Here is a 24,767-nt window from a genome sequence, read left to right as displayed (position 1 = left end):
TCTCACGTCGCAACAGCCACGGACTCCTCCACGCCGAGGCCAAAAGCCTCGCGTGCCGTCTGCGTCACCAGCTCGCGAGCGACCTCGGTGATCGACTCTCCCTGGCGCCCAAATTCACCCTGAACCTCGCACGGGCTCAAAATCCCGGCCGTGACGCGCCTGACCACCCAGCCCACCAGTAGGGCGAACGGTCCGAGCGGCAGCGACGCCACGAGCGCCACCTTGGCCATGAGGAGCGAACCGAGAAACTCCGCCACGACCTGGCCAAAGAAAAGCGTGTAGATGCGGCAGAAGGTCTCGTCCGAGATCAGGGGCTCGGGTCCGCTGTCGGCCGTCTGGACACGACGTCGGATATCCGGCTGCGTCAACAGCGCCTCGGCACAGTCGACAACGCTCCGTCTGACCGCGAACTCCCCCACCCTGGCCGCATCGCCGGCAACGCGATCGGTGAACGCCTGGACGAAGCGCGCCGGACGCTGCTCGGCCTCGACTGTCTCCAGGTCGACAAGCGAGGCCAGCCCGGCGCGCCGTAGTCCGTCCAGCGCGTCGACCAGTTCGATCCCCCCGTGGGTTGTCGCGCGTAGTAGCCCGAAGGCATCCGGGTTCGTCTTGAGCGCAGCCCGCAGCGACCGCAGGCACTCCTCGCCAAACTCGTCCGGCTTCTCGGGGGACCGCGCCCACCGCCGTCCGGCGCGCCACGCGGATGTCCAGATCTCGCCGCTTGGGCCGGGCAGTGCAGCCGACGTCCCCACAGGCCCTCCCCGGCAGCGGAAGCAGGACATCGGCAAGCGTATATGAATATGAGTAGTCGATCCATCACCCGTTGTAGCTCATCCGTCGGGGCAGCAAGGATCCCGCGGCCCGCGCGCTGGCACCTCGTGAACCAACCCGCACCGTTGACTCACGTCCCCTGACGCACCTCCGCGTCAGCTCGATGCCTGACCCGCCCCCTCCTGAACGCACCCGACCGGCTGGGAACAGCCGGTCGGGTGCGCGGGTCGGAACGGGTGGCTCAGCACGTCGCGGGTGGAATGCTCTGCTCGTACTGGAAGACGTTGTTGGGGTCGTACTTTGCCTTGATCTTGCGTAGCCGGTCGAAGTTGTCGCCCCAGTAGGCTTTCTCCCATTCCTGCATCCCGATGTTCGGCACGTTGACGTAGGCACCGTTCACGTACGGGCGCAGTGCCTGGCTGAACTCGGCGATCCACGCCTGCGCGATCGGGGTGAGGGCGTCGCCGCTGTTGGGCACTCCACGGGTGCCCCAACCGGCACCGGGCTCGGAGTAGAAGAGCGCGTCGCGGTGCGGGAACGCCGAGCCGCCGCGTGGCTCGTGTGCCTGAGCCCCGGTGCCGAATGCCTGGGTGAAGAAGTTGCTGTCCTCCGTGGGGGCATCCGCCATGAACGCGCGGATCAGGTCGATCGCCTCGGTGGGGAACGGATCGCGGGTGAACTGCGAGAAGAACTTCCAGTTCGCGGGCTCGTCCTCGGTCGGAATCTGGAAACCGGCGTAGATGTCGCCCCACCCTCCGGTCTGCACCGTGACCTCGGGGTTGCCGATCGACAGAATCGGCTCCAGCAACTCCCGCACCTCCGCCTCCGATCCCTCGGCGAGGACCGCGAAGAGCAGGATCTGGGATTTGTGGATTTCGACCTGGGTACCGAGGCGGTGGTCGGCGAACGGTGCGCTGCGTTGCCAGGTGTCGAAAACACCGTGCAGGTCGTCGAGGCCCTCCCAGGTCGCCTGGAGATAGGCGACACCCCTGAGTCGGGTGACCTTGTAGGTGAGGGAGGTGACGATCCCGAAGTTGCCGTTTCCCGCCCCACGCAGCGCCCAGAGCAGGTTCGGACGATTCCTCAGGTCGACCTCGATCGCCTTGGCGCCGTTGACGCCGGACGCGACGACGATCTCCGCCCCGATGAGGTTGTCGCAGGCCATGCCGAGGTAGCGGGTGAGGAAGCCGAAGCCACCGCCGAGGGTGGCGCCGGACAGTCCAACGCTCCCCTCTGTTCCCGTCGTCACAGCCAGGTCTTGCTGCCCGAGGGCGGTGACCGCCTCCAGTTGGTTGAGCCCGGCACCGACCTTTGCGATGAGGGTGCTGGCGTCGATGTCGGTCGACTTCAGTTCGCTGACGTCGATCACGATGCCGTTGTCGACGTTCGACCAGCCCTCCAGGCTGTGCCGGCCGCTGCGTACGCGCAGGGCGACGTTGTTCTGCCGCGCCCAGGTCAGGGCGTTGACCACGTCCTGGGTCTCCTGGGCGAAGACGATGACCAGTGGGTAGCGTTCGAACAGTTCGTCCCAGCCGAGGCTCGCGCTCGGGTAGTCGGGGTCCCCCGGGCGGACGATGCGGCCGGTCAGTTCGGCCGTCTCGTCCTCCGCGCCCGGGTACGGCGACCAACCGCCGTCGGCGGCGACGTCCTGGGCTCCAGCGGTGACGATGGCCGGGGCGACGAGCGCTCCAGCGCCAACGGCCGCCGTCGCTCTGAGTAGGTTGCGGCGCGAAAGGTCATGCATGGTCGTAGCCTCTCGATCGGGTTACGCCAGCATTCGACTAGGGAAAGCTTCCGCCCTTCATCTGGCGCGCGAACTCACGGTAATACCGGAGACTTGTTCGGATATCTGGAAATCTGCTCGGAAACCCGGTCGGGTGACGTCCGGCGTCGAACTGGCTCACGATCGACGACTGATTCGTGCCACCGGCCGACGCGAAGCCAGCCGGTGATCAACTCTGCGGATGGGTCACGAGGTCGTCGAGAAGTCGGGTGACATACTCGCGAATCTGGTCGCGGACCTCGCGGACAACGGGTAGGGGTTGCCCGGCGGGGTCGGTGAGTTGCCAGTCCTCATAGCGTTTGCCGGGAAAGACCGGGCAGGTGTCGCCGCAGCCCATGGTGATGATGACATCACTGGCCTGGGCAGCGTCCCAGTCGAGAACCTTCGGCTGTTCGCCGGTGATGTCGATGCCGACCTCCCGCATGGCCTCGACCGCGACCGGATTGATGTGGTCAACGGGTTCGGAGCCGGCGGACCGGACCTCGACGGTGTCTCCGGCGAGATGGCGCAGCCACCCGGCGGCCATTTGCGAACGGCCGGCGTTGTGAACGCAGACGAACAGCACCGACGCTTTGGCGCGCCGTGTAGGGGTGCTCATGCTGGCGAACCTCTTTGCAGTGAAGTGGACGTAGCGAGTTGCGGTGCGACGCGCCCAGGCCGTCGGTCCGGTCTCGAAGGTGGCGTCACCGGCGGCGATCCCGTGTCGGTAGGTATCGAGCACCGTCCGCACGTGTTTCCTCAACCGTCACGCCGCCTTGCCCTCGGGCTTCTGGGTACCACCAGGTGATCGCGGCGAGCGCGATGACGATGGCGGCGAGTTGCGCGACGATGAAGCCGGCCGCAGAGGCGGGGGCGATGCCGGCAAAGGTGTCGGTGAACATGCGGCCGATGGTGACCGCCGGGTTCGCGAACGAGGTGGAGGCCGTGAACCAGTACGCGCCGCCAATCCAGGCCGCGACCGCCACCGGGGCAAGCACGGTCCGGCGGGCGTGAGCGAGTGCGGCGATCAGCAGCAGAAGGCCGGCGGTCGCGACGACCTCGGCCAACCACATTCCGCCGCCGCCGCGCACGCGGGTCGAGACGCTGACGGCGGGTAGTCCGTACATCAAATGAGCCAGCACCGTGCCGCCGATCGCGCCGAGGATCTGAGCTACCGCGTACGCACCGAGATAACGGGACGACAGGCCGGTCCGGGTGCGCCGGCCCTGCCACCAGTCGGCGATCGACACGACAGGACTGAAGTGAGCGCCGGAGACCGGACCGAAAATGAGGCTCAACGCGCCGAGGGCGAACGCGGTGGCGATGCTGTTCTCCAACAACTGGAGCCCCACGTCGTCCGGGGACAGGCGGGCGGCGGTGATCCCCGAGCCGACCACGGCCGCGACGAGCAGCCCGGTCCCGACCAGTTCCGCCGACGCCCGACGCAACACGACCCGGCGCGAGTCGGAAGTCACCGGTTTGTCTCGACCGCACCAGCGGCAGCCGAGACGTCGAGGAGCTGGGACAGGGCGGCAAGGCGGGCCGGGACAATCCAGTAGTAGACCCAGGTTCCCCGACGCTCGCAGTCGATCAACCCCGCTTCACGCAGCACCTTCAGGTGGTGCGAGATCGTCGGCCCGGTCAGGGTGAACGCGTCGGTCAGCTCGCACACGCACACCTCACCACCCGCTCGGGCGGCAATCAGCGACAGCAGACGCAGACGCACCGGGTCACCGAGAGCCTTGAACCCACGCGCCAGTCCGGCGGCGGCGTCCTCGGTCAGGGCTTCGCTGACCATCGGGGTGCAGCAGGTCGACGGGTCGGCGAGGATCGGCAACTCTTGTCTAGACACCCATCTAGTTTGACAACCGTCTAGACAGAGTGCAACTCTCTGTCTAGACGGTCATCTAAACAACCGGAGGTGTGGGATGTCCCGCGTCCAGCTCGCCCTACGTGTCTCCGACCTGGAAGGGTCGGTCGCGTTCTACTCGAAGCTGTTCAACACCGAGCCAACCAAGCGCCGCCCCGGCTACGCCAACTTCGCCATCGAGGAACCGCCTCTCAAGCTGGTCCTTCTCGAGGGCACCCCCGACCAGCCCACCGCTGTCGACCACCTCGGCATCGAGGTGTTCGACGGCGCACAGGTCACCGCCGCCACCAACCGACTCACCGAAGCCGGCCTGATCACCCTCACCGAGAACGACACCTCCTGCTGCTACGCCGTTCAGGACAAAGTCTGGGTCAGCGGCCCCGGCGACGAGCGCTGGGAGGTGTACGTCGTCAAGGGCGACTCCGACCAGTACGGCAAGTCCACTCAGGCCCAGCCCGGTGCCGACGACACCGGCAAATGCGGTGGGTCCACGGGCCCGGAGCCGCTGGTCGTCACTTCGAGCACCACCGGCGACTGCTGCTCATGAGGGGCCGCTGTCGGAGCAGCAGCCAGCTTTCACATTCGAGGGGGTGACGAGTCATTGGATGCCGTGACCGCTTCGGCTTTGGACCGGCTGTGACAGGTGTCGGCCGGCGACTCAGTGGTCTTCGAGCGTAGAAGCGATCTTGGCCGGGGCGCCCAGGGGTGCCAACTGGTCCTCAGGCAGTCCGTACCGCTGGGCGAGGTACGCGGGATCCTGCCAGGTGATCAGCGAACCGTCCTGGCCGTCGTCACGCACCATGACCCGGATCGGCAGGTCGATGGCGATCTCGGGACACGTCTGCATCAGTGGGGTGCCCACCTGCGGATTGCCGAAAATCAGCACCTGCGTGTCGGGCATCTCCAGTCCAGCCTTGCGGGCAGCCGCCGCGTGGTCCACCACCACCGCCACCGCCGCACCCGAACGTTCCGCCTCGGCCCGCAACGCGGACACCGTCTCGCCGACGGCGCGGACACTACGTCTGGTCACCAATCCGTCGTTCACGGCCGCCCCCGATCGCCACCCCTGCTCGAATCCGTCCCATCCTGCCCAGAACTCGAACCCGGCCGGCGTGATTTACCGGAAAACCGCCCTACCGGAAACCGCCCTACCGGGCCTCGACCGACGCACGGGTCACCCGGGTCGCGCGACGCCGCCCCCATCAGGTGATTCCGTTCCGGCGGCGGCGCACCACCCATCGGTGCCACCTAGAGTCGACGCGGTTGACGTTCCTCTCCGCGTTGTTCCCTGCCGGCACCTTGAGGACGGGTACCGCGCAGCGCATCCCGTTAACCGCGACTCGGAGGCTGTTTCATGAGCGGCAACAAGGCAGGCAACCAGATACGTCGTCGCCAGTTCGTCAGATTCTCCGGGGCCGCCGGTGCCACCGGAATCCTGGGCCTGACCGGGATGGGTACGGGAATCGCCCACGCGGGGCTTCCCCCCGAGTCGCCGCCCCCCGACCCGGGCAACCCTGGCGGCGCCGCCTGTCCGCAGCCCTCCAGCCTCTGCGGCTTTCCCAGCGACACCGGCGGCCGGTTCGACCTCTGGGACCGGGTGCAGGTCTGCGAGGGTACGAGAAGCGGGCCACCCTTTCCCGATTGTCTGCGCACGACTACCACCTATGTGGTGTTGCGCGGTGGCTCGGGGACAAATCACGACTTCCTGCTTGTCCCCGGCTGCCGTGTCAGCGGAATCGAGTGCCCGTTCGTCGCGACCTCGAACGCGCCGAACTACTGGCTGCAGGCGTGGATCAATGCCCAGCCAGGGCAACCCGGACACGTGGTGTATCCGCACGTCGGACTGGGAATCAACTCGGCCGATCCGGCGATTCGGCAGCAGGACCAGCTTCACATCCACATGGCCGGGATTCATTCGGGCGTACAGACACAGCTCAACACGCACGACAGCGCGATCACCAACGATCCGACCAGGTGGCGAAATCAGATCGTGCCGATCTGGGGCCTGACGAGTACCGGCTCGCCGGCCCCGCGCTCCTATCGGGTGCTGCACGTCGCGAACCTGAACGACAATCTCTTCACGCTCCTGCGCGATTTTGTCGTGGCACCAACCGGAGCGGCGATGGGAATGCAGACGATGGCGGTGACACCGCGCCTGGTGGGCAACGGTGGCTTCTACGTCCTGAACAGCGAGCCCGGCCTTCCCGTCCCGCCCGGTCAACCGGGTGGTACGGGTACCGTCGATCTGTTGCTCGCCTACCGCTGACCTCATCGCCTGTCGAGGTCTGAACAGGGGCGAGCCGGTCGCCGTGACGGTCGTACTCGCCGACTGCGAAACGTTTGCGCGGGCAACCGGCACCGTCCCGGACGTCGAACGCCACCACCAACCCCGGAAACATGATGTTAATTCATGTTAGAACAAAAGTAGATCCATGTGGGTAAATCTCGCAACACATGACCATGGATGCCCTTCGATGAAGTGAGTAACTTGCTGGCTTGCACCATCCTGCGTTGATCCCCTCGATCTCCGGGAGGCCGCATGTCCAGACGGCTCACATCCCTATTCGCGCTCGGGGCGCTGGTCGCGTCGAGCACCGCCCTGAGCACAGCAGCCGGCGTCGGGCCGGCACAGGCCGCGGGTTCGGCCGGCGCCCTCGTGGTGCCGGTCGACGCGCCGGAAGCACCCAACCTCGCCGGTCTCGGCCAGCTCGGGGTGACCCTGTTCGGCACCGCCCAGCTCGACGTCGACCGGGTCGACCTGGCCACCGTGCGGCTGGGCCGCGCCACCGGCACCGGCACCGGAATCGCCCAGGTGGTCGGCGCCGGCCCGCTGGGCACGGTCACCGACGCGAACGCCGACGGCCGCAACGACCTGCGGCTCTACTTCGACAAGGAGGCGTTGCGCGTCGACGGTCAACTGACCGCCGCCAGCACCACGCTGACCCTCTCCGGCCGTACGGTCGACGGCCGCGAGATCCAGGGCACCGACCGGGTCGCCCCGGTCGTCGTACTGGAACTCAAGTTCCAGGAGGCCCTCGCCGTCCGGGGCGCCGACCGCGACCTGCGCAGCACCCGGGGCTCGGGCCTGGCGGGAATCCAGGCGACGCTGGAGCGGCACCGGGCCGAGCAGCTCTCACCACTGGTTCCGGCCACGGCGGTGGCGCGCCTGTCCCAGCTCACCGCGCAGGCGACGGCCCGCTCCGGTCAGACGGCACCGGACCTGGCCTCCTGGTACCAGGTGACCCTGCCGGCCGGTGCCGACGTGGCGGCGGCGCTCGAGGACATCCAGGCACAACCCGAGATCGCGTACGTCTACCCGGCACCGGAGCCCGCCCCGCCACCGGCCACACCGGACTTCACCAGCCGGCAGGGCTACCAGCGGCCGGCCCCGCAGGGGGTGGACGCGGACTACTCCCGCCAGGACCCACGCGCCCGGGGCGCGAACATCCGGATCACCGACCTGGAGTACGACTGGAACCCGTTCCACGAGGACCTGAACCTCGACTGGACCAGCGACCTCGGCGGCACCCAGTACCCGCGCAACACCAGTTTCGCCGACGAGCACGGCACCGCCGTCTTCGGCGAACTGGTCGCCGACGAGAACGGGTACGGGGTCACCGGCGGCGTACCGGACGCCACAATGTACGGCATATCGCCGATGCAGCGGCTCAGCAGCGGTCAGGTCAGCTACCGCCCGGCGGCGTCGATGACCCACGTGGCCCAGTTCCTCCGGGCCGGTGACGTGCTGCTGATCGAGCAGCAGACGGTGGGCCCGAACGGCGGCACCCGCTACGTCCCGCTGGAGTGGACGCAGTCCGTCTTCGACGCCACCCGGATGCTCACCCAACTCGGCGTGATCGTGGTCGCGACCGGCGGGAACGGCGGCGAGAACCTGGACGCCCCCGAGTTCCAGGGGCGATTCACCCGCTCGGTCCGCGACTCCGGCGCCATCATGGTCGGCGCCGGCTCGGACACCACCCGGGCCCGGCTCAACTTCTCCGTCTACGGCTCCCGGGTCGACCTGCAGGGCTGGGGGCAGAACATCACCACCACCGGCAGCAACGGCAACCTCCAGGGCGGCACCACCCCGGCCAACCTGAACATCCGCTACACCCGGTCGTTCGGCGGCACCTCCGGTGCCGGGCCGATCGTCACCGGCGCGGTAGCGGCCGTGCAGTCGTACCTCAAGGCCACCGGTCGGCCGGTCTGGACCGCCAGCCAGATCTCCACCCTGCTGAAGAACACCGGCACCCCGCAGGGCGGCAACACCGCCCAGCGGATCGGCCCGCTGCCGAACCTGCGCGCGGCGCTGGCGCAGGTGCAGGTCCCGGCCGCCGTGTCGGCCCCGACCGGGGTGACGGGATGAGCGCCGTGAGCCCGGATCGTCCGGCCGGCGTCCGGCGCGGCGGCGGTCGGGCCAGGGCGGGGGTGGCGGTGATCGCCTTGTTGGCCACCCTGGTCGGCGCGATCGGCCTACCCGGCCGGTCGGTCGCCGCGCCGGGCGACCCGTTCCAGCCGATCGACCCGCAGCGGTGGCAGGACCAGCAGACGATGACCTGGTCCGACTACCGACCGGTGCCCCGCGCGGACTGGGCCAACCCGGCCCGCCAGCCGAGCCAGCGCAAGCTGCGGATCGCGCTGGTCGCCGCGGACTTCCCGGACCAGCCGTTTGTCATCACCCAGCCACGTAACTCGGACAGGTTCGGCAACCCGCAGGTGGCGCCGGTGCCCCGGGCCGAGGTGCCCCGCTTCTACGCCAACTTCTGGGGTACGCCGAACGAGTTCAACCGGGGCCACACCGTCAACGAGTACTGGATGGAACAGACCGCCGGGCGGCTCGGGGTCGAGTTCACCCCGTTCGGCCCGTACCGGATCGGCCGCAACCTGTTCGAGTACGGCCTGAACGACATCGGTCAGGAGCGCGCCGGCTGCCCGTCCGGGTACACCTGCAACGGCAACCTCGACCCGGACGTGGACGCGCTCTGGCGGGCGGCCGAGGGGTCGGACATCCGGTCCCGGTTCGACCTGGTGCTGCGCGTCTACGCCGGGTACGACGAGACGTCGGTCTGGCAGGAGTTCGGCGAGATGATGTTCCAGACCAAGGAGGACATCCCGGACGCGTGGGGGCCGCCGGACCCGAACCTGCCGAACTGGGTCCGCTCCCGCTACGTGCCGTGGACGTCGTGGCGGGCCGGGGCGCAGCTCTGGGGCTCGTCGAGCATGCGCCAGGGCGAGAGCTCGGGCACGATCACGCACGAGATCGCGCACACCTTCGGCATCGCCGACAACAACAACAATCCCTACGCGACACCGTACCGTCGGGTTGGTTCGGGGCCGTGGGACGTGATGGACCGGGGGTCGTTCAACGGCCCCGGCGGACCGCACCAGCGGTGGGTGGTGCCGGCCGCGCAGGGTGCGGCGATGCCGGCCGGGCAGACCCTGCGCAGCAAGCTGAAGCTCGGCCACATCGCCGAGGCGCAGGTGATCCGACTCTCCCGGGAGGCGCTTGCCTCCTCCGGCCTGGTCGTGCTCGACGTGCGAGCCCGCTCGGCGCTCGCCGGCGGGGTGCAGGGGATCCGGATCGGCATGAACTCCGACCGCACCCCGAGCTGCAACACCAACACGGATCCGCTCTGCGCCGGCACGCCGGCCTACGACTTCTACACCGTGGAGACCGTGCAGCGGATCGGCGCGGACTCGTTCACCCCGGACAGCGGGGTGCTGATCGCCAAGAACAAGACCGCCGAGACGAACACCTGCGGGTACCTCTGCTTCACCTGGGTCGTCGACGCCAACCCGCAGGACATCAACCTGGTCGACTACTACAAGCCGGACGGCACCCCGGTCAAGCGGACCATCGCCGACTCCCGGCAGCTCAACGACGCCCTGTTCCACGCCGGCACCAACTCCGGCAGCCAGGACGAGTACGTCGACCAGGCCAACCGGCTGCACTTCTACGTCCTGGACCGCAAGACCGACGCCGACGGGGTGCTCTCCTACACCCTGGCGGTCCGCTCGCTGGACGGGGCCGGCCCGCACGTGCGGGGCGTGGCCCTGGCCCAGGGCACACCGTCGGGCAGCCCGCAGGGGACCGGAGCCACCTGTAACTTCAACCTGACCAACAACGGCCGGTACGTGGCCGGCGGCGCGTCCCACCCCGAGGACGTCAACCAGTACCTGCGGGCGGACGTCTACCGGCTCTCCGCAGCGGTCACCGGCCAGGGCTGGCGGGTCGAACTGCCCACCGAACTGACCAGTGCCCCGTTCGGCGGCTCGGTGTCGGCGCGGGCCTGGGTGGCCGCGACCGCCACCGCGGCGGCAACCGGCGTGGTACGACTCACCGCCACCTCGGTCAGCGACCCGAACCGTACCGCCACCGCCACCTGCACCGTCGCCCGCTGATCCGTTCGTCACCGCCCTTCCACCCGGCACTGCCGGACCCCGTGGAAGGGCGGTGACCCGGTGGAAGGGCGGTGACCCGGTGGAAGGGCGGTGACCCGGCGGGCGGGTCGCGGTTCGGGCGGTGGTCGTCGGGCTGGCCGGCCAGGTACGCGACCGGTCGCGCGGAAACCGGGTGGGCGGGCTCCGACCCGTCGCGGGCACTCTCCGTCCGGTCAGCCCATCCTGCGGCGGTAGATGAACATGGCCAGGACGTACGTGACGACCAGGATGCCGACGCACCAGGCCAGGGCGATCCAGATGTCGGTACCGACCGGCTGAAATGTCCGGCGTCCATCAGGGCGTTGGCGTCAGGTGCTGATCATGGCGTCGCGGACCGCTCCGGTCGAGCGCCGTTGGGCGCGCCCGGCGCTTCCCCATCTGTTCCCCAACGCCGCTCATCCCGCCGGCATGGCGCACCTCACGCGCTTCGACAGGACCGGGGTCGTCAACCACGATCCCGGCAGCGGTGGCGTTGATTTGGTGGTGAGGTGCCGGTCGTGGTGGCTACGTCGCGGACCGAGCGGTGCGACGTAGGCGGGCGGGGGTGGTTCCGGTCATTGCCCGGAAGGCCTTGCCGAACGCGGAGGTCGAGCGGTAGCCGACGCTGGTGGAGATGTCGTCGAGGCTACGGTTCGTGGTGGTCAACAGTTCGGCGGCGAACATCATGCGTGTCCGGGTCACGAAGTCAGCAACGCTCGTGCCCGTCGCTGCCGCGAAGTGTCGTACCAGCGTGGCTCGCGAAACTCCTGCTACGTGGGCCAGGCCGGCGATCGTCCACGGCTTCCCGGGCTCGCGCACGACCGCGTCGACGACGGCCCGTAGGCCAGCATCCGCGACGGCGGTCCAGGGTGCGGCGAGGTTCAAGGTCGCCGGACGGGCACGACCGTCGCCGCGTAGGACGAGCACGAGGAGCGCCTCGCAGAGCGACGCGAGCAGAGCACCGCCGCCAGGCGCGTCGAGAGTTGCCTCGCTGCGGACAAGCTCGCTGAGCAGATACAGCGGCGAGCCGGCCTCGACGCCGAACGATGCGTGCAAGACGTCGGGCAGCCCGGCGAACAGAAGTTCTCCCACGCTCCCTTGATAGGTGTAATGGCCGCAGAAGAGATCGATCGCCGGAGGAGTCTCACTACGAAGGATTTCCACCGCCCGACCCGTATGTCGTGCAAAAGGTGCCGGCGGTGCCTGCGCAACGACCTGTACCCGGTGCCGTCCGGCGCCCGGCAGCACGAGGACGTCGCCGGCGCGCAGATCGATCGTCCGGTCGCCCACCTCGACCTCGCAGCGACCTTCCAACAGCAGATGAAAAGGCACTTGCCCCGGCCTTGGCGGATTGTCCAGAACATGGCTGCCTGCCAGCAGGCAGCGCACATCGACCCTGGCTCCCAGCCGGGCCATGCGGATGAGGGTACTGAGCGAGTCCATGAGCCGATCCCGACGAAAATTGATTCGGTCTGGTCTTGTTAGATCAGTCGTTGCGGTAGAGCCTAGACCGATGGACAGATTGCACGCAGACCTGCTGGTCATTGGCTTCGGCAAGGGCGGAAAGACGCTTGCCGCGACGATGGGCCGCCGAGGCCGACGGGTGATATTGGTGGAGCAGTCTGACCAGATGTACGGCGGCACCTGCATCAACATCGGCTGCGTACCGAGTAAGGCCCTCATCCACAGGGCCTCCACCCAGCCGGGGGACACGGACGGCGCGTCGTGGTACGCCAACTCCGTGGCCTGGACGGCATCGCTGACCTCCACACTGCGCAGCAAGAACTTCCAGATGCTGGACCTGCTCGACTCGGTAACGGTGATCACCGGCACCGCAGCCTTTTTCGACGAGAAGCGGGTGGAGGTAACCGCAGGCAGCGACCGGCTGGAAGTCACCGCTGACATCATCGTCATCAACACCGGTGCCCAGACCATGATCCCGGACATCCCAGGACTCCGAGCCAGCAAACACCTGATCACGGGCACCGACCTGCTGGGCTCGCCCAACCTGCCACGTCGCCTCGCTGTTGTCGGCGCCGGTTACCAGGGAATCGAATTCGCGGCGATGCTGCGTCGGTACGGCGCCGAAGTCACGGTCCTGGATCGCGCCGAGCAACTCCTGCCCGCCGAGGACAGCGACGTCGCACAGGCCGCAGAGCAAATCCTGCGCGACGAGGGCATCACGTTCCGCACCGGCGCTCACATCACCCGTGTCACCGATACCCCCAGCACAACGATGATCACCTACGAGGTGAACGGCGCCACCAGCACGATCGAAGCAGATGCTGTGCTTGCCGCTACCGGACGTGCTCCACGCACCGCCGACCTGCGACTTGACGCCGCAGGCGTACGCACCACCGAGCGTGGCGCTATCGAGGTTGACGAGCACCTGCGGACGAACCGTCCGCACATCTTCGCCGTGGGCGACGTGAACGGCGGACCCCAGTTCACCTACATCTCCCTCGACGACTATCGGATCGTGGCCGACCAACTACTGGGCGAGGGTAAACGCGCAACAACCGACCGCCAGGCGGTCCCGTACACGTTGTTCATGACACCGCCGCTGGCCCGCGTCGGCATGACGGAGCGACAGGCACGCGCTGCGGGCCGCCCGGTGCGCGTGGCGTCCAAGCCGATCGCGGCCATCGCCGCGATGCCCCGTGCCCGAATCCTGGACGATACTCGTGGGCTGATGAAGTTCGTCATCGACGCCGAAACCGACCGGATCCTCGGCGCGGCCCTACTCAGCGTCGACGCGCAGGAACTGATCAACACCGTCGCGTTGGCGATGCGTAGCGGCGCGACGGCCGCCAGCCTGCGAGATGCGATCTGGACCCACCCAAGTTCCACAGAGGCCTTCAACGAAGTCCTCGCTACCGTGATCCGTTGACTAGCGTCGCCTCACCTCAGACTGACGGCCCGATGGGACAGCGGAAGGCACACCTCGCCAACGTCGACCACCGAATGCTCGTAGGTGTGGTACGCCCAACCCGTCGCCGACAGGGAGTTTGTCCCGGGTTCGGGAGTGCGGCAGGGGTAGTCGTCGAATAGCGGTCGAGGCTATGCAATCGAGGCCGCCTGTGCGGGGCCGTCGGTGGCCGCTCACCGACGGTGGGATGGGGTGAGTTTGATTGCACCCCTGTCTTCCCATGGTCGAGGTCTTTTGCCGACCCAATCAAGTCGTCAGTCAGACAACGCCCTCGCATTGGCTCTGCACGAGGACTCTACTCCGGCAGGCAACTCGTAACCTTCTGCGTTTCGCTGGCAGTCCCAGTCGTCCCCGCACGCGCGGGAGGGTCCCGTCGGACTGGTGCACGTTGGCCGGCTCGAACTCGTCGTCCCCGCCCGCGCGGGGGTCTTCCCGATGATCAGCCCGAGAATCAAACTGGACGTCCTGGTCGATACGGCGTATTACGCGAAGTACGGCCGATTGGGCGCGTCCGGCGCCGGCCTCATGGTGAGTCCTCTCGCCGCAGCCGCCACCCTTCGCCTCGTGCCGGTACCCAAGGCGTAGCCTCGTTCCTCGAGTGCACGGCCGACCACGTGGCCCGGCTGCTCGCCGATCCGATCGAGAGAGACCCATGAAGACCTTCACCCTGCCCGGCACCGACATGCTGGTGCCAAACGTCGTCCTCGGCCTGATGCGCATCCAGGACAAGACCGACGAGGAGGTGCGCACCCTCGTCGGCGCCGCCCGCGACGCCGGCATCAACTTCCTCGACCACGCCGACATTTACGGCACGAGCGTGCACGGCTGCGAACGTCGCTTTGCCGAGGCGCTGAAGCTCACGTCCTCCGAGCGCGAGCAGTTCGTGATCCAGTCCAAGGCCGGCATCATCAAGGACGGGGCGTCCTTCGACTTCTCGTACGAGCACATCGTCGAGTCGGTGAACGGCTCGCTCGAGGCGCTCGGCACCGACTACCTCGACATCCTGCTGCTGCACCGCCCGGACGCGCTCGTCGAGCCCGAGGAGGTCGCCCGCGCCTTCGACGAGCTGTCGGCCGCCGGCAAGGTACGCGCGTTCGGCGTCTCGAACCAGACGCCGCACCAGATCGACCTGCTGCGCAAGTACGTGACGCAGCCGATCGTCGCGAACCAGCTACAGCTGTCGATCACGCACTCGCCGATCATCGCCCAGGGCGTCGCGACCAACATGCAGGGCCTGGACCAGTCGATCGTCCGCGACGGCGGAATCGTCGACTACTGCCGGCTCAACGACATCACGGTGCAGGCGTGGTCACCGTTCCAGGCCGGTTTCTTCGACGGCCCGTTCCTTGGCTCCGACCGCTACCCCGAGCTGAACGTCGTGATCGACCGCCTGTCGGAGAAATACGGCGTGCCCGGCGAGGCGATCGCCGTCGCGTGGATCACACGCCACCCGGCGCAGATGCAGGTCGTGCTCGGTACCACCACGCCCGAGCGCGTGACCGCCGCCGCCCTCGGCTCGGACATCCCGCTCACCCGCCCCGAGTGGTACGAGCTGTTCCGCACCGCCGGCTACACCGTGCCGTGACCGGTCGCCTCCGCTGACGCCGTTGGGGCGCGGCCCCGCCCCAACGGCGGCGCCCGACCGTCGTACGTGGTCCGGGCGAGAGCAGCGCGGCAAACGGCGAAGACCGGAGTGCGCAAGCCGCTGCCGGTCCTACCCAACCCAACCGGCGACGGTTTACACGTCGAGGGCGAGGTAGGTATCGGCGGTTACGGCCTCGACGAGGGCTGACGTTGCAGTTCGGGAAGAGCGCGGTCGCTCAGGGTCCGCAGGTGCGCGGGAGGTAGACGGTCGGGGCGACGCAGTGCCACGTCTGCGGGTTGATCGCGGACGGCGACTGACGGATCTGGGCCGCGCGCTCGTAGGCGTAGGCAAGGCCGATCAGCTTCGCGTCGTCGCCGCCGGTACCGGTGAACGAGATCGCCACCGGGCGACGCCGCGTGGGGTCGTAGCCCGCAGGCACCGCGATCTGCGGGTAGCCGGCGCGCGTGCCGACCTCGGCGAACGTCCCGGTCGGCGCGAGGATCGCGTCGACCGGCTCGCCGCCGTTGGCCAGAAGATCGTCGATGTAGGCGCGCGCGGCTGCCCGGCCGGCGGTGAGATCGGCCTGGTAGCCGGCGGCGGTGGCGGGATCGGACAGGTCGATCAATGCGTTTGCCTCGAGCCGCCCCTGGCCGAACTTCAGCTCGTCCGCCGCGTGCGCGTCGTTGAACGCCACGATGTCGGCCAGTGAGCGCGCGGGCCCACGGTGGTTCGCGAGGTAGCCGGCGACGTCGCGGCCGAACTCGCGGTCCACCACGCTCGGCGTCGTCGGCCGCGCCGGCGCGGTGAGCGGGACCGGCGTCGCACCGAGGCTCGTCACGAGCGCCACCGCGTTCGCGAACGGCTGCACTGAGTCGCCACTCGTGGGCGCGATCACGCCGATCCGCTTGCCGGCCAGCGCGGTTCTGTCGAGCGCCGCGGTGTAGTCGGCCGGCTGCGCGCCGGCCGTGGCGTCGTCGTCGGGGTCGTGCCCGACCAGCGCGGTGAGCAGCGTGGCTACGTCGTCCACCGTGCGACCGATCGGCCCCGGCGTCTCCTGGCTTCGCGCCACGGGCAGGACGCCCGTGCGGCCGATCAGCCCGAGCGTCGGCCGCATTCCCACGACGCCACCGGCGGTCGCGGGTACGACGATCGACGGCGAGGCGCGGTTGCTCGCGTTGCCGCCGCTACCGGTCGTGCTCGCGTCGGCCTCGACGCCGACCGTCACCGCTGCGAGGCCGGCCGCCGCCGCGGCGACGGCCCCGGCGCTGGAGCCGTTGAGCGACGAGCGTACGTCGTACGGGTTGAGTACCTGCCCGCTGAGCCCGCCGTAGCCGGCGGGCATGTTCGTGCTCATCATCCCCGACAACTCGGTGACGTTGGCCTTGCCGAGAATGATCGCGCCCGCCCCGCGCAGCCGCTGCACGAGCTCCGCGTCGTGGCGAGCCACGTTGTGCTCGAGTGCGAGCGAGCCAGCGGTGGTCGGCATCCCCGCCACGTCGATGGTGTCGCTCACCAGTACCGGGATCCCAGCCAGCGGCCCGCCCGCCGAGCCGCGGCGCCGCTTCTTGTCAACCGCCGCAGCTTGGGCGGTCGCGGTCGGGTCGATCGCCCGCACGGCGTTGATCGCCGGCCCCTGTGCATTGACGAAGCGGATGCGATCGAGGTAGGCCTGCACGAGCTGCGCGCTCGTCAGCGTACCTGCGGCGAAGCGACGCTGGACCTCGGTGATGGTCAGCCGCTGAAGGTCCAACGGCGGCGGGACGAGCGCGTCGCTCAGCGGTTTGGTGGAGCCGCTGAACGGTGGGCACGAATGCGGGTCGAAGCGCGGCCCGGGCACGCAGCGCCAGCTCGCCGGGTTGAGCTCGGAGGGCGGCCGTCGGTGGTGCGTGGCCTGCTCGTACGCGTAGGCGTAGCCGATCAGGTTGAACTCGGAGAAGCGCCGCCCGACGAACGTGACGTTCACCGGGTCGTTCGTGGTGGCGGAGTAGCCGCCGGGGACACTGACGATCGGGTAGCCGGCGAACGAAGCCGGGCTGATCAACCCGAGCTGTAGCTGCAGCACGGCGTCCAGGTCGTCGTCGGGGCCGGGGCTCTGATCCAGCAGGCCGTCGAGGTAGGCCGTCGCACGGGCAATCTCGGCGTCACGCGTCGCCTCGTACTCGGCGTTCTCCGCCGGAATCTCGAGATGGAACATCGATGACGGCCTCATCCGCGAGTCGCCGTACTTGAGTCCCTCCTCGGGGTGCGTCTTCAGGTAGTCGTAGGCCTCGTCGAAGCTCTTGATCGGCACGCTGGGCGGCAGCTGCGTGAGGTACTTGGTGAGGTCGCGGCGGAACTCGCGCGGCAGGATCGGGTCGGTGGTCGGGAAGTTGGGCACCGGGATCTGCACGACGGTCGCGCCGAGGCGCTCCACCTCGGCGCGGGCGGCGTTGTACTGGGCGTTGTTGGAGCCCATGACGCCGATCCGCGCTCCCTGCAGCGCATTCGCGTTGAGTGCCTTCGTGTAGTTGGTGCCGGCCACGCCGGCGCTGGCGGCGGTCTTGGGGTCCTTGGGATCGACTCCGGTCAGCGGCCCGAGCAGCAGCGCCGCGTCGGAGACCGTCTGGGTGAGCGGGCCGAGCGTGTCTTGCGTGTCGGAGATCGGCACGACGCCGTGGCGGCTCCACAGCCCGGTCGACGGGCGGATGCCCACGACGCCGTTCTGGCTCGCCGGCGAGATGATCGAGCCCTCGCTGTCGGAGCCGATCGTCAGCGCGGCAAGGCCCGCAGCGGCGGCGACGCCGGAGCCGCTCGACGAGCCGCCGGGATCGGCGGCCGTGTCGTAGGGGTTCAGGACCTGCCCGCCCAGCGAGCTGTTGCCGCTCTGCTGGTTGTTGGACACGTAGGCGGCAAACTCCGTCAGGTTCACCTTGCCCAGGATCACGGCGCCGCCGGCGCGCAGCTTGCCCACAACGGTCGCATCCTTGGCCGGCACCGAGTGTTCGAGCGCGATCGAGCCCGCCGTCGTCGGCGTCCCGGCCACGTCGACGTTGTCCTTGAGCAGCACGGGCAGCCCTTCGAGCGGGCCGCGCGGCCCCGACCGGCGCCGGACGCGGTCCGACTCGCGCGCCTCCTTCAGCGCGTCCGGGTTGAGCGAGCGGACAGCGTTGAGCGCCGGACCCCGCTGGTTGACCGCCGCGATCCGCTCGAGGTAGTCGCGGGTGAGCTCGTAGCTGCTGAGCCGCCCGGAGGCCATCATCGCCCTGAGTTGCGTCGCCGAGGTCGTCTCGAGGTCCAATGGCCGATCTTTACCGGCTTGCGCCGGGACCGGACCGGTTCCCAAGGCCAAGGCCACGACCGCCACGATCAGCGCCAGACGATGTGCACGCATGCCCACTCCCGTCCGCTTCCGGTCCGCTGCGGCGAAACGGTACGCCCGCACGGAGCGAGCGGACACGCACAACTGACTGAAACTGCCGGCCGCCGTCTCCCGCAGCTGTCGCATCCGCCGCGACGTCCCCGGGCCGGTACCTTTCCAATACCTGGCGCACCTGCTGTGAGCTGGGGCTTCGCGGCAATGGGCACCTTCGTGGCCATTGCCTTCCAACTGATCTGCCTGGTCGCGATCCGCGTGTTCGACCCTCTGCTCCGCGCGGCTCGCAGCGACCGCGCGGGGCTCGCGGAGCTGCTGGCCCCGCGCCACGAGGTCGTGGTGCTGCGCCGTCAGGTCCACGGCCGACCACGACTGTCCTGGCCGGACCGGGCGATCCTGTCCGCGCTGGCCCGGCGCCTGCCCCGCGCGGTGCGGCACGGGAGGGTACACCGCCGCCCCCTGTCGGCTCCGCCTGAAAACTGGCTCTGGCACATGCCTACGGATACACACCGATCCGATCCCCGCCCTGTCCGCGCCGGCCACGGTCGAGCCGTCATGGCGGGACGCCGAGCGGCGGACACCCGTCAACGCCAGGCGGCTGTTTCTAGGTGCGGCAAGTGCGTCTCGGTCTCGCCAGTTCTCGACGTGAGGTTATGTCGAGCTTGCGAAAGATCTTGCGTAGGTGATAGTCCACCGTGCTGGGGCTGATGAACAGCTGTGCCGCCACTTCGCGGTTGGACGCGCCGTTCGATACCCGCCATGCGATGTCGCGCTCCTGGCTGGTCAGGCGGCAACTCTGGGCGAAGTAGTTGGTCGTGTCGTGGTGGGCCAGCGTCCTGCGCAGTTCGCGACGGGATGCGACGCCCAGCCTGTGGAACACCCCGCGGAGGTGATGTTTGACGGTATGGGCGCTGATGAGCAGTTGCGTGGCGACCTCGACGTTGGTGGAGCCCGCCGCCACCAGTAGGGCGATCTGTTCCTGTCGTGGGGTCAGTACCGCACGGGGAACGATTCGGGCGGGTTCGGCTACGGCGCAGTGCATGGTGCTCCTCGGGCGAGGGTTCGGGGTCTCGACGACCATCCGACCGCACCGCGGTGCACGACGAGTGCAGACTGAGTGCTTGCCCTACCCGCTCACGACGCGCCGCTCATCAAGCTCAGTCGGGCCCGGACGTACGCGACCATGGTCCGGTATGCCTCGGCCTCCTCGACGCCGGAGAACTCGACAAGTTCCGGGAAGCCGTTGTCGGCGATCAGGTTCTCGAACTGCTGGCAGCCCCGTTCCGCGCGAAACTGGTCGCCGAGATCGAATGCGGACCGTGCGAGGATCGCCGCGACGGCGCACCGGGGACCATTCGACTCGGAGACGCCTTCCGCCAATCCCCACTCCGACATCTTCACCGCTCGTTCGAGCCGGCCATGTCTCCAGGAGGACTCCGCGATGAGCTGTGCGTAGGAGATCTTCAGGTGATCGAGTTGCTTTGCGATCGCAATGGCCAGCCCTTCGTCCGCGGCCTGCGTGCCAGCCTCGAACCGATCCGACCTCAGGCGCGCGCTCGTGAGTGTCAGCAGCGAGACGGCGAGCAGTTCCTGGCGCCCCGTCTGCCGGGCAAGAATCACCGAGCGTTCACCGTACGCGTTGGCGTCGTCGTGGTCGCCGCGCGACAACGACAGCACGGCGAGGTTTCGCAGAACGTCGGCTTGTCCGGCGAGGTCTCCGGCGCCTTCGAAGATGGACAAGGCTCGACGTAGATATTCGTCGGCCTGTGGCAGCGGGGCGAAGACCTCACCAATCGTGCGAAGAAGTTCGGCCTCCGTCAGCGGCTCACCGAGCACACTGACCATATCGAGGATCGTGAGCACGGTCTGTGTCCGGCCCGCGGGTATGGAGTTGCTGCCCGGTGCTGAGGCGGCGAGGACCATAGCCGCCGCGTCGCGACCCAGACCGTGCGTGAGGGTCAGATCGATCGCCGCCCACAGCGCGGATCGTTCCCGTGCATACCAGGCGGCAGCCTGTGACACGCCGTCGAACGATTCAGGCGTCACATCCGACGGTGGTTCGTCGACGGTGCCGACCGGTTGTCGGTGGTGCCTCGCGTACGCGGCACGGACAGAGTGCAGGTAATGCGCGATGAGACGCCGCTCATACTCCGGTCTTTCTCGATCCTCGTCGAGAAGCTCGGCCGCGTAGGCCCGCAACAGGTCGTGCAGAACGTACCGCCCGGACTGCGACTCGTCGAGCAGATTCGCGGTCACCAATTCCATGAGTAGTCTGCGCGCCTGTTGGCGACCGACTCCGGCGACACTGGCCACCGACTCCAGCGAGATCCCTGGACCCGGATGGACGGCGAGGGCACGAAACACCTGTGCCGTCGAGGGATTGAGAGCATGGTACGACCACGAAAACACCGACCGGACATCGTCGGACGAGTCCACGCTGGACAAAGCGTCGAGTCTGGCGGACGGCGCGGAGACCGCACTGACAACCGCGCTCAACGGCAGGGCCGGATTGAGGGCCACGCGAGCAGCGACGATCGCCAGCGCGAGCGGCAACCCGGCACAGAGCGTGACGATCTTGTCCAACGAGTCCGGGTCCCCGGTGGCGCGGCGGGTGCCGAGGCGGTTGATCAAAAGCTGTCTGGACTCGGCCCCGGTCAGCCGATCGACTTGCAGGTAACGTGCTCCCTCCCGGGTGACCAGACTTGTCATCCGGTTGCGGCTCGTCACGATGACCAGGCAGCCTCGTGCGGCTGGCAGCAACGGGCGGACTTGGTCGGAGTCGCGTGCGTTGTCCAGGAGAACCAGGACGCGGCGACCGGAGAGTCGACTGCGGTAACGAGCCGTCTGCGCGTCGACGTCCTTGTGCAGGGACGAAACCGCCGGCTCGCCCAGTGACGCGAGCAACGTGGCGAGTGCGTCCTCCGATGACATGGCGCGTCCGTCCGGATCCAGGCCCCTGAGGTTCAGGAACAACTGGCCATCGGGATACCTTTCGGCGATCTGGTGGGCCCAGTGCACGGCGAGGGCGGTCTTGCCGATGCCAGCCATGCCACCGAGCACGGTGATCATGGTGGTCGCATCACTGAGCGCGTCGGACAGTTGGTCGTCGAGTACGGCGGCCACGTCGTTTCGTCGGACGAAGCCCGCGACCGGCGGCGGCAGTTGCGCAGGCCGGGGAGCGTCCGACGGGCGCGGCTCGTCCTGCAGGGTCCAGCCGCTGGCGAGCAGTTCCCGATACGCCTCCCGTAGTTCCGGCCCCGGGTCCACCCCCAGTTCCTCCGCGAGGCGTTGACGGGTCCGCTCAAAGACTCGCACCCCTTCCGCCCGGTGACCGGTGGCCACGTACGCGCGCATCAGGCACGCCTGTAGCGCCTCGTCCAACGGCGCCGCGGCAGCCACGCTCAGGAGTGGGGTCAACACGGTGCCGGCCATGCCGTGGGCGATCGCGACTTCGCTGGCCGCGAGCGCCACCGCGACGCGCTCCCGTTCGATGGCGACAAAATCCGCCGCACTCAACGCACTTGCCGGAAGGTCGGTGAACGCGGGGCTGCGGCCAAGCTCCAGAGCGGTCAGGTACGCCCGTACGCCGGCCACCACGTCCCCGCCGTCGAGCGCCTCGCGGGCCCGCCGGACCAACTCGCGATACATGGCCAGATCGGAATCCTCGGTTGCGAGGGTCAGCCGGTAGCCCGTACCGGCCGGTAGGAGGTACCGACCGGTCTCGCGGACGTCCAGGTCCGGTTCGAGAATCCGCCGGAGGTGCCCGACGTGCCGGTGGATCTGGTTGGCGGCGCTGGCCGGCGGTCGTTCGTCCCACACGCTGTCGATGATGTTGTCGAGGCTGACCGCGTCACCCCCGGCGGCCAGGAGCTTGGCGAGGATGATCCGCTGGCGAACCGGGCCGAGATCAACGTCCGAGCCGTCCCGCCGGCAGCCAAGACCGCCGAAGACCTTGAACTCGCAGTGGGACGGCGGCCCGTCCGGGAGCTTGCGGTCGGGCGTCGTCACGATTGACATCCTAGTGATGAAAGGGTTGCGGCTTCGCTTTTCGTCCCAGCCTGCGGCTCGCCCCGGGTCTCCCACATCCCCCATCTCACGTTGTCCGTCCGGTCGGCCGACAGACACGGGACTACGTGATTCGGGTGATTCGCGAAACGGTGCCATATCCGTACCTTCGGCATGGTTCCCAGCACGGAACGCAAGCCCAAGGAGTGCGCATGCCCCATGTCACCGTTGGCTCAGAGGGAGCCGACCCGATCATCGAAATCTATTACGAAGATCACGGCGCCGGTACGCCAGTGGTCCTCAGTCATGGCTACCCGCTCAGCGGGCGGGCCTGGGAGAAGCAGGTCTCCGCACTGCTCGCGGCCGGTTACCGCGTCATCACGTACGACCGGCGGGGTTGGGGCACTTCCAGCCAGCCCGCTGGTGGGTACGACTACGACACGTTCGCCAGCGATGTGAACGAGCTGCTCACGGAACTGGACGTACGCGACGCCATCCTCGTGGGGCACTCGATGGGAACCGGTGACGTTGCCCGTTACCTGGGTCGCTATGGCACCGGGCGGGTCGCGAAGGCCGTGCTGCTGTCGCCGATCCCGCCGTTCCTCCTGCGCACTGACGACAATCCCGAAGGTGCACCCCAGTCGTTGTTCGATGGATTCATCCAGGCCGCGCGGGCAGACCGGAAAGCGTGGCTCAAGCAGTTCCTGGAGAACTTCTACAACCTCGACGTCTACGGCGGATCACTGGTCAGCGACGAGGCGTTCCAGGCCAGTTTGAACGTGGCCGAGGCCGGATCTCCCCTCGCCGCGGTGGCCTGTATCCCGACCTGGCTCACCGACTTCCGTGCAGACCTGTCCAAGATTGACGTGCCGGTACTCGTGGTGCAGGGCGATCAGGACCGGGTCCTGCCCATCGGGGTGACCGGCCAGCGGCTGTCCGCCTTCATCGGAGATATGCGGCTGCTCGTCATCGAAGGCGGGCCGCACGCCATTGCCTGGACCCATGCCGATCAGGTCAACGCCGCCCTGCTCGACTTTATTCAGAACTGAAAAGGAAACACCATGAAGCTCTCCTTGCGGCGCCGCCTCATCTACGTAGGCGTGGCCATCGGTTCCCTCACCCTGGTTGGTGCCGGCATCGGCACCGCGCAGGCCTCGACGAGTCACGTCGCGCACTTCCCTTCGCGCCCCGCACCGGTCAAACCAACCGTCGTGCTCGTGCACGGCGCGTGGGCCGACGGGTCGAGCTGGGACAAGGTGGCGGCCAAGCTCCAGCACGACGGCTACCGGGTGGTCACGCCGCCGAATCTCCTGTCGAGCGTGACCAAGGACGCCGAGAGTCTCCGCGCGTACCTGGACAGCATTACCGGACCGATCGTCCTCGTCGGGCACTCGTACGGCGGCATGGTCATCACGAACGCCGCTCTGGGCGACGAGCAGGTCAAGGCCCTGGTGTACGTCGACGCGTACCTCCCGGACGAGCACGACACCGTGTTCTCGCTGACCTCGGCCGTGCCGGGCTCGGTGTTCGCGGCAGAAGCGTCCACCGTCTTCGACCAGGTTGCGATCCCCTCTGCCCCAGGGACTGCCAATCTCTACGTGAAGCCGTCGGTCTTCGGCAGGGCGTTCGCCGACAAGACCATTTCCGCCAAGGAGGTGGCGGTGCTGGCCGCTCGGCAGCGCCCACTGGCGTCGAACGCCCTCACCGAGGAGTCCGGCGAACCGGCCTGGCGCACCATTCCCTCATGGTCGGTGGTCGGCAAGCAGGACGCCGTCATCCCTGCCGCACAGCAGATCGCCATGTCCAAGAGGGCCAAGGCACACACCATCGAGATCAATGCACCCCACCTGTCCATGGTCACCGATCCGGGCGCGGTCACCAATCAGATCGAGGCCGCTGCCAAGGCGACTGACTGACACGACGACCGGCCGTGGCATCGCTCACGCGGTGCCACGGAACGCGAGCCGGCCGGGCCGCCTCCGAGCGGACCAATCAACCACCCGATTCGTCCCAGCCCTTCCGACGACACGGACGACACGATGAATTTGGGCGTTGACGTACTCGATTGCGGCG

General features: G+C 68.3%; 18 protein-coding genes. 8 read left to right on the top strand and 10 right to left on the bottom strand.

From position 1 onward, the window contains the following. Positions 1-2 precede the first annotated feature (2 nt). The 5 genes from ACI2K4_RS28385 to ACI2K4_RS28365 all read right to left on the bottom strand — a co-directional run bounded on the left by ACI2K4_RS28385 (position 3) and on the right by ACI2K4_RS28365 (position 4,385). The gene (locus ACI2K4_RS28385; protein WP_404515747.1) at positions 3-752 is read right to left on the bottom strand and encodes a hypothetical protein; all 750 of its coding nucleotides are present in this window, start codon (positions 750-752) and stop codon (positions 3-5) included. Between the two features lie 260 nt (positions 753-1,012). Continuing rightward, positions 1,013-2,515 (bottom strand): FAD-binding oxidoreductase, encoded by a 1,503-nt coding sequence (locus tag ACI2K4_RS28380; RefSeq protein WP_404515745.1) that lies wholly within the window; start codon positions 2,513-2,515, stop codon positions 1,013-1,015. Between the two features lie 208 nt (positions 2,516-2,723). Continuing rightward, complete coding sequence (locus ACI2K4_RS28375; protein WP_404515893.1) at positions 2,724-3,152, bottom strand: arsenate reductase ArsC; 429 nt, start codon at positions 3,150-3,152, stop codon at positions 2,724-2,726. 85 nt (positions 3,153-3,237) lie between these two features. Then, on the bottom strand, positions 3,238-4,008 hold the full coding sequence (locus ACI2K4_RS28370; RefSeq protein ID WP_404515744.1) for an aquaporin: 771 nt from the start codon (positions 4,006-4,008) through the stop codon (positions 3,238-3,240). Then, the gene (locus ACI2K4_RS28365; RefSeq protein ID WP_404515743.1) at positions 4,005-4,385 is read right to left on the bottom strand and encodes an ArsR/SmtB family transcription factor; all 381 of its coding nucleotides are present in this window, start codon (positions 4,383-4,385) and stop codon (positions 4,005-4,007) included. Before ACI2K4_RS28365 ends, ACI2K4_RS28370 begins: the two co-directional genes overlap by 4 nt. A gap of 76 nt (positions 4,386-4,461) precedes the next feature. Here ACI2K4_RS28365 and ACI2K4_RS28360 point away from each other — a divergent pair, with 76 nt between their 5' ends. Beyond that, on the top strand, positions 4,462-4,950 hold the full coding sequence (locus ACI2K4_RS28360; RefSeq protein WP_404515742.1) for an ArsI/CadI family heavy metal resistance metalloenzyme: 489 nt from the start codon (positions 4,462-4,464) through the stop codon (positions 4,948-4,950). Positions 4,951-5,061: 111 nt separating this feature from the next. Here ACI2K4_RS28360 and ACI2K4_RS28355 read toward each other — a convergent pair whose 3' ends face one another. After that, positions 5,062-5,433: a DUF302 domain-containing protein gene (locus tag ACI2K4_RS28355; protein WP_404515741.1), complete on the bottom strand. Its 372-nt coding sequence runs from the start codon at positions 5,431-5,433 to the stop codon at positions 5,062-5,064. Between the two features lie 324 nt (positions 5,434-5,757). Here ACI2K4_RS28355 and ACI2K4_RS28350 point away from each other — a divergent pair, with 324 nt between their 5' ends. The 3 genes from ACI2K4_RS28350 to ACI2K4_RS28340 all read left to right on the top strand — a co-directional run bounded on the left by ACI2K4_RS28350 (position 5,758) and on the right by ACI2K4_RS28340 (position 10,805). Further along, positions 5,758-6,669 carry a CDP-diacylglycerol diphosphatase gene (locus ACI2K4_RS28350; protein ID WP_404515740.1) on the top strand — a complete coding sequence of 304 codons (912 nt, stop codon included), beginning with the start codon at positions 5,758-5,760 and terminating at the stop codon, positions 6,667-6,669. Positions 6,670-6,942: 273 nt separating this feature from the next. Further along, a complete protein-coding gene (locus ACI2K4_RS28345; RefSeq protein ID WP_404515739.1) occupies positions 6,943-8,769 on the top strand; it encodes a S8 family serine peptidase in 1,827 nt (608 codons plus the stop codon). After that, the gene (locus ACI2K4_RS28340) at positions 8,766-10,805 is read left to right on the top strand and encodes a peptidase M6 (RefSeq protein ID WP_404515738.1); all 2,040 of its coding nucleotides are present in this window, start codon (positions 8,766-8,768) and stop codon (positions 10,803-10,805) included. Before ACI2K4_RS28345 ends, ACI2K4_RS28340 begins: the two co-directional genes overlap by 4 nt. A 543-nt stretch (positions 10,806-11,348) precedes the next feature. On the opposite strand, the gene ACI2K4_RS28335 is transcribed toward ACI2K4_RS28340, so the two are convergent. After that, the gene (locus tag ACI2K4_RS28335; protein ID WP_404515737.1) at positions 11,349-12,266 is read right to left on the bottom strand and encodes a cupin domain-containing protein; all 918 of its coding nucleotides are present in this window, start codon (positions 12,264-12,266) and stop codon (positions 11,349-11,351) included. Between the two features lie 70 nt (positions 12,267-12,336). Here ACI2K4_RS28335 and ACI2K4_RS28330 point away from each other — a divergent pair, with 70 nt between their 5' ends. Together ACI2K4_RS28330 and ACI2K4_RS28325 are read left to right on the top strand one after the other, a co-directional pair. Further along, entirely contained in the window at positions 12,337-13,713 is a 1,377-nt protein-coding gene (locus tag ACI2K4_RS28330; protein ID WP_404515736.1) for an FAD-dependent oxidoreductase, read from the top strand. A gap of 691 nt (positions 13,714-14,404) precedes the next feature. Then, positions 14,405-15,337, top strand: a complete 933-nt coding sequence (locus ACI2K4_RS28325) for an aldo/keto reductase family oxidoreductase (RefSeq protein WP_404515734.1) — start codon at positions 14,405-14,407, stop codon at positions 15,335-15,337. A 235-nt stretch (positions 15,338-15,572) separates the two neighbouring features. On the opposite strand, the gene ACI2K4_RS28320 is transcribed toward ACI2K4_RS28325, so the two are convergent. The 3 genes from ACI2K4_RS28320 to ACI2K4_RS28310 form a co-directional block, all read right to left on the bottom strand. Further along, a complete protein-coding gene (locus ACI2K4_RS28320) occupies positions 15,573-18,707 on the bottom strand; it encodes an amidase family protein (protein WP_404515733.1) in 3,135 nt (1,044 codons plus the stop codon). A 586-nt stretch (positions 18,708-19,293) separates the two neighbouring features. Continuing rightward, positions 19,294-19,770 carry a LuxR family transcriptional regulator gene (locus ACI2K4_RS28315; RefSeq protein ID WP_404515732.1) on the bottom strand — a complete coding sequence of 159 codons (477 nt, stop codon included), beginning with the start codon at positions 19,768-19,770 and terminating at the stop codon, positions 19,294-19,296. A 53-nt stretch (positions 19,771-19,823) separates the two neighbouring features. Beyond that, entirely contained in the window at positions 19,824-22,697 is a 2,874-nt protein-coding gene (locus ACI2K4_RS28310) for a BTAD domain-containing putative transcriptional regulator (RefSeq protein WP_404515731.1), read from the bottom strand. A 209-nt stretch (positions 22,698-22,906) separates the two neighbouring features. Between ACI2K4_RS28310 and ACI2K4_RS28305 the strand changes: the two genes are divergently transcribed. Together ACI2K4_RS28305 and ACI2K4_RS28300 are read left to right on the top strand one after the other, a co-directional pair. Further along, positions 22,907-23,743 (top strand): alpha/beta fold hydrolase, encoded by an 837-nt coding sequence (locus tag ACI2K4_RS28305; RefSeq protein WP_404515730.1) that lies wholly within the window; start codon positions 22,907-22,909, stop codon positions 23,741-23,743. 12 nt (positions 23,744-23,755) lie between these two features. Continuing rightward, positions 23,756-24,610 (top strand): alpha/beta fold hydrolase, encoded by an 855-nt coding sequence (locus tag ACI2K4_RS28300; RefSeq protein ID WP_404515729.1) that lies wholly within the window; start codon positions 23,756-23,758, stop codon positions 24,608-24,610. The last annotated feature ends 157 nt before the right edge of the window (positions 24,611-24,767 follow it).

The sequence above is a fragment of the Micromonospora sp. NPDC050397 genome, from assembly GCF_044901685.1.
Taxonomy (GTDB): Bacteria; Actinomycetota; Actinomycetes; order Mycobacteriales; family Micromonosporaceae; genus Micromonospora_G.
Note: the sequence above shows the minus strand (reverse complement) of the source record. Positions and strands in the feature narration are given on the sequence as shown.

Bases quoted from the DNA above. Each gene is read 5' to 3' on its own strand.
- ACI2K4_RS28360 (WP_404515742.1), top strand. From the start codon at position 4,462: ATGTCCCGCGTCCAGCTCGCCCTACGTGTCTCCGACCTGGAAGGGTCG.
- ACI2K4_RS28380 (WP_404515745.1), bottom strand. From the start codon at position 2,515: ATGCATGACCTTTCGCGCCGCAACCTACTCAGAGCGACGGCGGCCGTT.
- ACI2K4_RS28315 (WP_404515732.1), bottom strand. From the start codon at position 19,770: ATGGTCGTCGAGACCCCGAACCCTCGCCCGAGGAGCACCATGCACTGC.
- ACI2K4_RS28335 (WP_404515737.1), bottom strand. From the start codon at position 12,266: ATGGACTCGCTCAGTACCCTCATCCGCATGGCCCGGCTGGGAGCCAGG.
- ACI2K4_RS28305 (WP_404515730.1), top strand. From the start codon at position 22,907: ATGCCCCATGTCACCGTTGGCTCAGAGGGAGCCGACCCGATCATCGAA.
- ACI2K4_RS28330 (WP_404515736.1), top strand. From the start codon at position 12,337: ATGGACAGATTGCACGCAGACCTGCTGGTCATTGGCTTCGGCAAGGGC.
- ACI2K4_RS28345 (WP_404515739.1), top strand. From the start codon at position 6,943: ATGTCCAGACGGCTCACATCCCTATTCGCGCTCGGGGCGCTGGTCGCG.
- ACI2K4_RS28375 (WP_404515893.1), bottom strand. From the start codon at position 3,152: ATGAGCACCCCTACACGGCGCGCCAAAGCGTCGGTGCTGTTCGTCTGC.
- ACI2K4_RS28300 (WP_404515729.1), top strand. From the start codon at position 23,756: ATGAAGCTCTCCTTGCGGCGCCGCCTCATCTACGTAGGCGTGGCCATC.
- ACI2K4_RS28340 (WP_404515738.1), top strand. From the start codon at position 8,766: ATGAGCGCCGTGAGCCCGGATCGTCCGGCCGGCGTCCGGCGCGGCGGC.
- ACI2K4_RS28320 (WP_404515733.1), bottom strand. From the start codon at position 18,707: ATGCGTGCACATCGTCTGGCGCTGATCGTGGCGGTCGTGGCCTTGGCC.
- ACI2K4_RS28325 (WP_404515734.1), top strand. From the start codon at position 14,405: ATGAAGACCTTCACCCTGCCCGGCACCGACATGCTGGTGCCAAACGTC.
- ACI2K4_RS28350 (WP_404515740.1), top strand. From the start codon at position 5,758: ATGAGCGGCAACAAGGCAGGCAACCAGATACGTCGTCGCCAGTTCGTC.